The organism is Flavobacterium sp. UBA4854, from assembly GCF_002399805.1.
In the GTDB taxonomy this organism is placed as follows: Bacteria; Bacteroidota; Bacteroidia; order Flavobacteriales; family Flavobacteriaceae; genus Flavobacterium; species Flavobacterium ginsengisoli.
The window spans coordinates 1-11,266 of the sequence record NZ_DHEI01000127.1; the positions used below are offsets into that span (position 1 = coordinate 1).

Here is an 11,266-nt window from a genome sequence, read left to right on the forward strand (position 1 = left end):
CTGATTATCTTTTTCAATATAAAAATGCACCGTCATATTACAACCGAATTGAAGCTATAAAATTTGCTTCAAAAGACAGAATTCAGGAATCACAACTTATTTTACTGGAAGGTTTAAAAGATCCTCAAGAAGATTTACGAGTACTGAGCATCAAAGCAATTGATTTAAATGAAAAACAAACCAAAGATCAGGTTTTAAAAACGCTTCTTGATATTGCTAAAAACGACAAAAAAACTATTGCAAGAGCAAATGCAATTGTAAAATTAGCTTCTACAGGCGATGCTTCTTATAAAAATTTAATGGAAGAAAGCATTAAAGAACAATCATACAACGTAATTGCTGCGGGTTTAACAGGATTAACAAAATACGCACCAGCCGAAGCAGATAAAACATTGGCTTCATTAGATGACGATACCAAAAAACATGTAACGCCATTAATGAAAAGATTTAGTAGTCAAAAATAATTATTAAAAGTCCTTTAGGTCTGTTTTTGTTTTTGAAAACCTCTCTAATTTGGTTCATTAGAGAGGTTATTTTAAAAAATTATCTAACAATAATCACTCATGAAAATTAGCTTCTTAAAACCTATAACAATCCTTTTTCTTTTGTTCGGATGGACAATTGCATCCGCACAAATGATTAAGACCAAAACACCTTCTCGTCCAAAAGGACAGCAAGACGTATTGAGAATGGCTGCAGATCCGATTCCGACCGTTCGTGTTGCTTTCATCGGACTTGGAATGCGCGGTCCTGGAGCTGTAGAACGTATGACACATATTCCGGGTGTTGAGATTGTAGCCTTGTGCGACATGACTCAAGAAAATACTGCAAAATCAAATGAAATTTTAACGAAAGCTGGTTTTCCAAAAGCACAAGAATTCTACGGTGACGAAAATGCTTGGAGAAAAGTAACGGCCTTGCCAAACGTAGATTTAGTATATGTGGCCACAGATTGGAAACATCACGCTGTAATTGGAGTTCAGGCTATGAAAGACGGAAAACATGTTGCAATAGAAGTTCCTGGCGCTTTAACCATGAAAGAAATCTGGGAACTGATTGACACTTCTGAAAAAACGAGAAAACATTGTATGCAATTAGAAAACTGCGTTTACGATTTCTTCGAATTGACAACATTAAACATGGCACAACAAGGTGTTTTTGGCGAAATTCTTCATGCTGAAGGTTCTTATATTCATGGTTTACAGCCATTTTGGGGAGAATACTGGAATAACTGGAGAATGGACTACAACATCAAACACCGCGGTGATGTTTATGCGACACACGGTATGGGGCCTGCGTGTCAGGCATTAAATATTCACCGTGGTGACAAAATGAATTTCTTGGTTTCTATGGATACAAAAGCCGTGGGAAATCCTGCTTACATCAAAGAAAAATCAGGACAGGATATTAAAGATTTTAGAAATGGAGATCACACGATGACAATGATTCGTACCGAAAACGGAAAAACAATCCACATTCAGCACGATGTTACTTCTCCTCGTCCTTACAGCAGAATGTATCAATTGAGCGGTACAAAAGGTTTTGCCAATAAATATCCGCTGGAAGGTTATGCTTTGGATGGAAAAGAATTAGGTGATGATGTAAAACCAAATCACGAAAAATTGAGCGCTCATTCTTTTGTTCCTGAAGAAGTGAAAAAAGCGTTGATGGAAAAATACAAACACCCAATTGCCAAAGGAATTGAAGAGCAAGCCAAAAAAGTAGGCGGTCACGGCGGAATGGATTTTATTATGGATTATCGTTTAATTCACTGTCTCCAAAAAGGACTTCCGCTTGATATGGACGTTTACGATTTAGCCGAATGGTCTTGTTTAGGTCCTTTAACAGAAATCTCGCTTGATAACGGTTCTGCTCCTGTAGAAATCCCAGATTTTACCCGCGGAGGCTGGAATAAATTGAAAAAATTAGAGTTTTCAGAGTAATAAATATTTTGGTGGTTAGTTATTGCAGAAAAGGGTGCTCTTTGTTAAGAGCACCCTTTTCTATTAATTTATAAAATTCCTTAGGAACTATTTATGTTGTAGCAACGGATTTCAATCCGTTGAAAAAATGATATATCACAATTCAGGAGTTCCGTAGGAACGATTCATATTATAATTTTATAAAATGGATCGAACCGATGGTTCTTTTTCCTTTCTATTTCTTTTAAACTGGATTAAAATCCAGGCCTACAATATGGATCGAGCCTAATGGCTCTTTTTTACTTCCAGTTGAAAGTAATTTTCTTTTCGATTTCACTGCTTAAACTTAAAAATACTGGGCAAGTCATTGCAGCACGTTCTAAAATAGTTTTGCTTTTTTCGTCAGCGTTGCTTTTCATTTGAAATACAATTTCGATTGCTCCAATTCTTCTAGGTTCTGCATTCATAATTTTAGTTACTTCCGCTGTAGATCCAACAAAATCAACTCCTAAATCACGAGCTTTGATTCCCATAATTGTCATCATGCAGCTTGCTAATGCGTTCGCTACAGTATCTGTTGGAGAAAATGCTTCTCCTTTTCCGTTATTATCTAATGGTGCGTCAGAAATGATTTCGCTTCCTGATTGCACGTGAATTGAACTTGTTCTTAAATCTCCTAAATAGGTTACTTTTGATGTCATTAATTTGCTACTTTTAAAGTTAAGTCACTATCATAATATAAGATGTAAACACCTTTATTAGCGTGTCCGCCATCTTCTTTTCTATAATATTGAAATTTATTATCAACTTGCTGAGTTGTCATCATATCAGCAGTTTCTTGGAATGTTTTTCCTTGAGACAAACGCATCATCGTGTCAAACGTAACGTCAAATCCTCTTGTTGCATAAGTTGTAGGATTTGCTTTATTTTTCAGACGAAATTGTTTTTCATAAATTAAAACGGGTTGTTCGTCACTTTCACGAGTTACAGAAGGATACATTAATTTCAATTTTACCAAATTATCAAAACTAATTTCGTCTGTATCTAATGTGCTGTTTGGTTCCAAAATTACCAATTGAACTTGGCATGTTTTCTGAGAATCAAGTAAAGCTTTTATAGTGGCTTTAACCATTGCAGTATTACCTGTTTCCATTACCACATAATTCAATCGATTAGGGATCAATAAGCTTTTTAAATTAGCTACATCCAAACCACCCGTTTCTGTTAAAGAAGCAAATGCAACTCCTTTTTGGTTTTGTTTGATGTAATTAATAACCGATTCTTTTTTCTTATCTACTACCGCAACAATATTACCGTTTTTAGAACGCATATAATCAAAAATAGAATTTCTGATCACATCATTTGAAGGTATGGTTTGATACAAATTGTCAATCGGATTGGCGCTATCTTTTGATAAAGGCGAAATTACAGGAACATCGTATGAACGCAACATGTTTGCTGTCGTTTCTGCATTACTTTGGTAAAATGGTCCAATTACAGCATCTGCATCTTGCAATTTCGGAGTTAAGCCTACAACATTGGAAGTTGTTTTAGTTTCTTGCGAATCGTAAATAGCAACATCAATTGGAAGTTTCAATGTTTTTGCAGAATCAATCGCCATCATAGCTCCAGCATAAAAATCTAGAGTCATGTTTAAGAACTTATCGTTTTTAATTCTGTTAGCTGTTCCAGAAGTATCGCTTTGCACTTTAGCCAAATTAAACGGAAGCAATAAAACTACTTTTTTACGCTCATTAAGCCCTTTCTTTTTGGTCAATTCTACAATTTCTACATTTTCATTTTCAGTCGATTTTACTTTATCAACAATTTTAATTCCTCCACCCGTATTTTCAACCGGTTTGTATATTGAAGAATCAGCTGGTTTATCCGGTACTTGAGCAGCAACAATTGGAGCTGGAGCAATATATCCAGCAGGAACTTTCAAAACCATTCCTTCTTTTACACCTTCAGAAAGTGACGGATTTAAGGCCACTAATTCATCTTGTGTTAAATGAAAAACCCTTCCTAAACTATAAAAAGTTTCTTTTGGTTTTACTTGATATTCCATGTAAGTAACTGCTTTTTTAGAAGTTTCAGCAGACTTTTTACTTTCTACAGCTTTTGCAGGTTCTGCAGGGGTAGATTCTGTTTTAGGAGCTGTTCCTTTTATGGTCAATCTATATCCAACTGGCAAGCTATTAACAATATCTGGATTTCTTTTTTCCAATTCATCAACAGTCATGTTGTACTGTTTTGCAATACCAAATTTTGTTTCTTTTGGCTGTACATCGTGATATACATATTTTTCAGCACCTTTTTCTTTAACTGGTTTTTCTGTTGCTTTTGGCGTAGAGCCTTTTGCAGGAATAACCAATTTTTGCCCGATTTGAACACCCGTTTTTTCTAAAAATGGATTTGCCGCTTTTAAAGCTTCATCTGAAATTCCGTACTTGTGCTCAATGCTGTAAAAAGTTTCTTTTGGCTGTACTTCATGAATAATCTCTTTTCCTGAAGCTGCAGGAGTTTTAGTTTCAGAAACTTCTTTTTTTGCTTCTCCTGTTTTTGTCGGAATCAACAGCACAGAGTTTGGTACCAATCCTGTTCTAGCATCTGGATTGAGTTGGTAAATATCATAAGGTGTTACCTTAAATTTTTGTGCAATCTGATTAATTGTCTCACCACTTGACACTTTATACTTCACCACTTTTTCTTGCGAAAATGCGCTTGAAGTTATAAAAAATACAAGAGACAATACTGTTAAATAATATTTCATAATAAGGCTTAAAACAATTTAATTTCTAATTCTAAAATAAGTTACAATTTTACTAAAAGCAAAATTCACGCCGTTTGTTTATTGCTGTAAAAATTACCTCAAATCGATTTCTACTTTAGCAATAATGATTTCTTTATATAACTCATCTTCTTCTTTTTTCTTGCATTTGTAAAGCACTTCTTCCATGTTTTCGAACTTATCGGCATAAACATAGTACGAAAGACTGTTGATATTGAAAAAGAAACTAGCGTTAAATTCGCCAGAATCAATAAGTTTCATTATGAGCTTATCGCGGTCAACTGCGTCTGTAAATATACCTAAAACTAAGTAATACCCGTTTGAAACTTCTCTAAGATTATCATAAACTTCTACTTTTACTGTTTTGTCAGTTCTTAAAGGATTGTCTTTCAATTCCTGTTTCATTTCTTCTAATGAAATTATTTTTGAATTTTCAGCGGTATTATTTTTCTTCTGTTTTTTAACCGCTTCGTCTTGATATTTCTTTAATTTCACCAAAGCCAGTTTATCATCAAATTTTCTAGCTTCCATACTATAATAAGTAGCTTTGCTGATGTGTCTTTTTACTTCAATTTTTTTCTGAGTATCCAAAGAATCTATTTTTGCAATCAAAAGCTGATTTTGCTTATCTCCCTGCTCCTGCTCTATTTTATATTTTTTTATTTCTTCTAAAGATAAACGCTGCTGCAGAGATGTTGTATTATTATTTTTTTCGCTTTCGCGGATTTTCTTCTTATACTCATGATTTTCCTCAACAGCAATTTTCTCTACTTTGTTCATCAATCCGGCATAAACTTTTCTGTTTTCAGCCAATTCTTTTTTCAGCTGAGACGACAATTCATTGGTTTTATTGATTCCTTCTGAAGACTGTTTCTCTAACCTTTTTGATTCTTCAACATTTAAAATATCCATTCGCTTCAATTCCTTCAAATCGTCGTTCATTGAACTGACAAGCGAGTCTAATTTTGCCATTAAAACATCCTGAACATTTTTATTAGCTTCTAAAACCAGACGCAATTTTTCAACAGAGTTTTCTTTAGAACCATTCATATCATTCAGATTTACTTTTAGATCATTAATCTTTATAATTTTCTGATTCATTTCTTTCTGAACAACCAAACGGTCTTTCAAATCTTCAATTTCAACCGTTTTGGCTTTTGTTTTTTCTACTACAACCTGTTTTTCTGCCAAAGCCAGCATTAACTCTTCGCTTTCATTTACTGGTTTAATTGCTACGGTATTAATGGCTAATTTATTTCCGACAATCAATCCGTTTACAATTTCAGGATTTTGAGATTCTAATTGGTCGATCGAAATTCCGTATTTCTTTGCAATCGAAAATTTGGTTTCTTTTGGTTCAACAACATGAAAAACTGTTTCCTGATTGATGACACGAACTCTTCCGTCTAAAGTTTTTCTTTTATTCGGAATTGAAATCGTCTGCCCAATTTGCAATCCGTTAATTAAAATATCTTTATTTAGGTTTTCTAAATCCTCAACCGAAACATTGTATTGTCTTGCAATGCTAAATAAAGATTCTTTGGCTACAACTTGATGTATACTTTTTGAAGAAACAGCAACTTCAGATTTGGCTGTACTATCTGAATTTTGAGGAATTATTAACTCTTGACCGATTTGAAGTCCGTTGGCTAAAATTTCTTGGTTGGCATTTTGGATGGCTTCTACCGAAACATGGTATTGTTTAGACAAACCAAATAGTGTTTCTTTTGGTGCAACAATATGGGTTTGTTGCTTTGAATTTGCATTTTCTGAGGGATGAATTGGAATCTTTATAATCTGATTATCCTTGATTCCGTTTTGTGATTCAGGGTTGAGTTTGTAAATCTCGTCTACAGAAACCTTGTATTTTTGGGCAATGAAAAAAGCGGTTTCTCCTTTTTGAATTCTGTGTTCAATTATTGCATCTTGTGCAGTTATTTTGTTAAAAGACAAAACAAACACAAGAGAAATCGTTAAAAGTTCTCTCATAAATAGTAGGTTATAAAAAATTAAGGCCTTACAAATGTAAGACCTTAATTTTAAATTATGCTACTATTCCCACTCAATTGTTGCAGGTGGTTTTGAACTAATATCGTAAACTACACGATTCACGCCTTTTACTTTATTGATGATATCATTTGACACTTTCATCAAGAAATCGTAAGGTAAATGAACCCAGTCAGCAGTCATACCGTCAGTTGATTCTACAGCTCTAAGCGCTACTACTTTTTCGTAAGTACGCTCATCGCCCATAACACCAACACTGTTTACAGGAAGCAAAATTGCTCCAGCTTGCCAAACTTTATCGTATAATCCCCAAGATTTTAATCCTTCGATAAATACAGAATCTACATCTTGTAAAATCTGTACTTTCTCTGGAGTAATATCTCCTAAAATTCTAATTGATAATCCTGGTCCTGGGAAAGGGTGTCTTCCTAACAATTCAGGATCTATTCCTAATGTAGCACCTACTCTACGAACTTCGTCTTTAAACAACATTCTAAGTGGTTCTACAATTTTTAATTTCATATAATCTGGCAATCCACCAACGTTGTGGTGCGATTTAATTGTCGCAGATGGTCCTTTTACCGAAACAGACTCGATAACGTCTGGATAAATAGTTCCTTGCGCTAACCATTTTACGTCTTCTAATAAGTGTGATTCATCATCAAAAACTTCGATAAATACACGACCAATTGTTTTACGTTTTGTTTCTGGATCACTAATTCCTGCTAATTCGCCAAGGAAACGATCTCCAGCATCTACACCTTTTACGTTCAATCCCATTCCTTTGTATTGATCTAATACATTTTGGAATTCGTTTTTACGAAGTAAACCGTTATTTACGAAGATGCAATATAAATTTTGTCCGATTGCTTTGTTTAATAAAACTGCCGCTACAGTAGAATCTACTCCTCCAGATAAACCAAGAACTACTTTGTCGTTTCCTAATTTCTCTTTTAATTCTGCTACCATTTCATCAACGAAAGCATTTGGAGTAAAGTTTTGAGGAACTTCAGCAATTTTAACTAAGAAGTTTTCCAGCATTTTCTTTCCATCTGTTGAATGGTAAACCTCTGGATGGTATTGAATTGCATAAGTAGTTTCGCCTTCAATTTTGTAAGCTGCAAATTCTACATCATGTGTGCTTGCAAGCTTTACAGCATTTGTTGGAAGCGCTTTGATACTATCGCTATGGCTCATCCAAACTTGGCTATTTTCTGAAACTCCTTCAAAGAAAGTTTCGCCTTCTTTAATATAGGACAAGTTTGCTCTACCGTATTCTCTTGTGTTTGAAGCAGCAACTTCTCCACCACTAAAGTGTGCTAAATATTGTGCTCCGTAACAAACAGCAAGTAATGGCATTTTACCTCTAATTTGCGATAAATCAGGATGCGGTGCATCTTCTCCTCTAACAGAGAAAGGACTTCCTCCTAAAATTACGGCTTTATAACTTGATAAATCACTTGGAATGTGATTGTAAGGAAAAATTTCGCAGAATATATTTAATTCGCGAACTCTACGCGCAATAAGCTGAGTATATTGCGACCCGAAATCTAAAATAAGTACGTTGTGTTGCATGCGCAAAAGTACTTTTTATATTTGAAATTGAAAAATTGATTTTTGATTTTTTTTCTGAAAGATCTTCAGCCTCTAAAACATCTAAAAAAATATCGAAAATTGCGTTCCTCATTCGATAAAAACATTAAGTTTTCTTTTCAATTTATTTAAGATTAAAATGGGATATAGCTCGTTTAAAGTGTTAAAATAATTGCTATATTTGGTATAGTTATTCGTTTTAGCTACCAATATTATGGATAACAAACCCAATCCCACCTTTAAATCAAATTCTTAATACGCTTAAAGCATTTTATTATCTTAAGTCTCAGGTTATAATTTATTTTTTTTAATTTAAATTAAATTCAGGTATGAGGTCATTTATGATAAATACTTTAAAGGTAATTTTGATTTTTCAGTGCGTGCAGATTACAGCACAAACAACTGAACAAAACCAATTGCCTGAAGTATGGAATCTTGAACAATGTATTGCTTATGCAAAGCAGCAAAACATTCAAATTAATACCTTACGGCTCACTACTAAATCGACAGAACAGGATTTACTATTGTCGAAAGCTGCAAAGTTTCCTAATCTTTTAGGAAATGCTTCGCAAACTTTTAATAATGCAAAAAATGCCGATTTAGTAGTAGGAGGTTTTCAGTCCCAATCAAGTTTTGCGGGCAATTATTCATTAGGATCATCTATGGTGCTGTATAATGGTGGCTATCTAAATAATGACATAAAACAGAAAGATCTCTATATCAAATCTGCTCAATTTAATGCCGAAGCTGCCGAAAATGATATTACCATTCAAATTACACAAGCTTATCTAACCATTTTGTTAGCAAAGGAAAACAGTGTATACCTAAACGAGATTCTCGAAACTTCGAAAGCACAACTCAAATTAGGAGAATTAAAATACAATGCAGGAAGTATTGCTAAAAAAGATTATGTTCTACTAAAAGCACAATTGGCAACAGATAATTTTAATCTGATTACCTCGCAAAATACCGAACGTCAAAATGTTTTAACCTTAAAACAATTGTTACAGCTTCCGTCAGGATATGAGTTAAATATTAGAAAACCAGAAGTTCTGGATGCTACCCTACCTATAGTTAACCTTGAAGAAGCTCAAAAAACAGCCTTAGAACAAAGACCAGAAGTAAAAAGCAGTTTGATAGAAAAAGAAGCTGCCGATCTGCAATTACAAAAATCTAAAGCTAGTTTTCTGCCTACACTTAGTGCAAGCGGAACTTTGGCTTCGGGGTATTCTGACAATCAAAAAACACCATATCCGACTCAAATAGACAACAACTTTTATCAGCGTTTGGGGCTTTCTTTAACAGTTCCAATATTCAATAACCGAATAGCGAAAACTGGAGTCGAAAAGTCAAAAATTGCTATTGATCAGTCCAAACTTAATGTTACCAATACAGAAACAGTATTGTCGCAAAAAGTAGAACAGGCTTATATTAATGTACTCAATGCACAATCTCAATATACAGCAGCACAGGAACAACTTGATGCCAATACCGAAAATTATCGAATTGCAAACGAACAATTGCGATTAGGAGGCATTAGCACTGTAGATTATTTGCTCGAGAAAAATTTATATGTTCAGGCATTTCAAAATTTCATTCAGGCAAAATACAATTCTGTTGTAAGCTTAAAAATATACGATTTCTATAAAGGTGATCCAATCAAACTATAAAAAGAGCAAAATGAAAAAAAGTAAATTAGCAATTCTCATCATCATTGGAGTTTTACTCGTAGGATCTATAGCATATTTTATTTTTCATAAAGATGGTAATAAAGTAGAACTGATTACAGAAAAACCGCATTACGGAGATATCGCAACGAGTGTAACAGCAACTGGAAAAATACAGCCTGTAGATACCGTTGCAGTAGGAACGCAAGTTTCGGGAACCATCCAAAAAGTATTTGTTGATTTTAATTCAGTTGTAAAGAAAGGACAGCTGTTGGCGCAAATAGACCAGTCTCTTTTTCTAGCTCAGGTACAGCAGATTGCAGCCAATTTGCAATTATCAAAAAACAACCTTGGTTACCAACAATCCAATTTTAACAGACAAAATGAATTGTATAAAGCAGGCGGAATTAGCAGGGCCGATTATGAAACCGCAAAAAACCTTTATGACGTTGCGAAAGACAATGTTAACAGTGTCGCGGCGCAATTACGATCTGCAGAAAAGAACCTTTCGTACACCAATATTTATTCACCAATTGATGGCACTGTTTTATCTCGAAAAGTAAGCGAAGGACAAACCGTTGCGGCGAGTCTTAATACACCTACCTTATTTAGCATTGCCAAAGATCTAAGCAAAATGCAGGTTCGGGCATCTGTAGATGAAGCGGATGTCGGTAATGTAAAAGTGGGCGAAAATGCCACTTTTACCGTAGATGCTTTTCCCGATGATGTCTTTAAAGGAACTGTAATCGAAATACGTTTAGAACCCACTATTTCGTCAAATGTTGTTACGTATACTACCATTATCAATGCTCCAAATGATGATTTAAAATTAAAACCTGGAATGACAGCCAATATTATTATATATACCAATGAAGTAAAAAACACCTTGCTTATTCCGGCAAAAGCCATTGCTTTCCAGCCTGATTCTACATTAGAAAAACAGTTTAAAATAAGGAAACTCTCTTTACGAAATCACAAAGGCGAACACAAAGGCAAAAACGGAAATAAATATGGTGGTAATTCAGGATTAAACAATAAAACTCTCGACACCATTGACCATAAAAAAGCAATTGTATGGAAAAAAGTAGGCGATTCGATAATTCCAAAACACATACGAATAGGATTAGATGATGATATTAATGTTCAAGTCATTAGAGGCCTAACAGCTCAAGATGAAATCATTACCGGAGTAAATGCATTAAAACAAACTAAAGGTGCTAAAGCAACAGAATCAAGTCCGTTTATGCCAAAACGAGGTGGCGGCGGTGGAGGAAGAAGACAATAGC

General features: G+C 34.4%; 7 protein-coding genes and 1 pseudogene. 4 read left to right on the forward strand and 4 right to left on the reverse strand.

Annotation, left to right across the window (positions count from 1 at the left end; genetic code table 11):
- Positions 1-464, forward strand: a pseudogene (locus tag B3J44_RS18465) (M1 family peptidase); the annotation flags it as partial.
- 99 nt (positions 465-563) lie between these two features.
- Positions 564-1,943 carry a Gfo/Idh/MocA family protein gene (locus B3J44_RS18470; RefSeq protein ID WP_286970275.1) on the forward strand — a complete coding sequence of 460 codons (1,380 nt, stop codon included), beginning with the start codon at positions 564-566 and terminating at the stop codon, positions 1,941-1,943.
- 278 nt (positions 1,944-2,221) lie between these two features.
- Here the strand turns inward: B3J44_RS18470 and B3J44_RS18475 are convergent, their stop codons facing one another.
- The 4 genes from B3J44_RS18475 to guaA all read right to left on the reverse strand — a co-directional run bounded on the left by B3J44_RS18475 (position 2,222) and on the right by guaA (position 8,295).
- Positions 2,222-2,623 carry an OsmC family protein gene (locus B3J44_RS18475; RefSeq protein ID WP_286970277.1) on the reverse strand — a complete coding sequence of 134 codons (402 nt, stop codon included), beginning with the start codon at positions 2,621-2,623 and terminating at the stop codon, positions 2,222-2,224.
- Complete coding sequence (locus tag B3J44_RS18480) at positions 2,623-4,695, reverse strand: PBP1 and LysM peptidoglycan-binding domain-containing protein (RefSeq protein ID WP_286970280.1); 2,073 nt, start codon at positions 4,693-4,695, stop codon at positions 2,623-2,625. Before B3J44_RS18480 ends, B3J44_RS18475 begins: the two co-directional genes overlap by 1 nt.
- Before the next feature lie 93 nt (positions 4,696-4,788).
- Positions 4,789-6,702 carry a LysM peptidoglycan-binding domain-containing protein gene (locus B3J44_RS18485; RefSeq protein ID WP_286970282.1) on the reverse strand — a complete coding sequence of 638 codons (1,914 nt, stop codon included), beginning with the start codon at positions 6,700-6,702 and terminating at the stop codon, positions 4,789-4,791.
- A gap of 63 nt (positions 6,703-6,765) precedes the next feature.
- The gene (guaA, locus tag B3J44_RS18490) at positions 6,766-8,295 is read right to left on the reverse strand and encodes a glutamine-hydrolyzing GMP synthase (RefSeq protein WP_198857003.1); all 1,530 of its coding nucleotides are present in this window, start codon (positions 8,293-8,295) and stop codon (positions 6,766-6,768) included.
- 347 nt (positions 8,296-8,642) lie between these two features.
- Between guaA and B3J44_RS18495 the strand changes: the two genes are divergently transcribed.
- Both B3J44_RS18495 and B3J44_RS18500 read left to right on the forward strand, forming a co-directional pair.
- Positions 8,643-9,983 (forward strand): TolC family protein, encoded by a 1,341-nt coding sequence (locus B3J44_RS18495; RefSeq protein WP_286970287.1) that lies wholly within the window; start codon positions 8,643-8,645, stop codon positions 9,981-9,983.
- A 10-nt stretch (positions 9,984-9,993) separates the two neighbouring features.
- Positions 9,994-11,265 carry an efflux RND transporter periplasmic adaptor subunit gene (locus tag B3J44_RS18500; RefSeq protein WP_286970289.1) on the forward strand — a complete coding sequence of 424 codons (1,272 nt, stop codon included), beginning with the start codon at positions 9,994-9,996 and terminating at the stop codon, positions 11,263-11,265.
- Position 11,266: the final 1 nt, after the last annotated feature.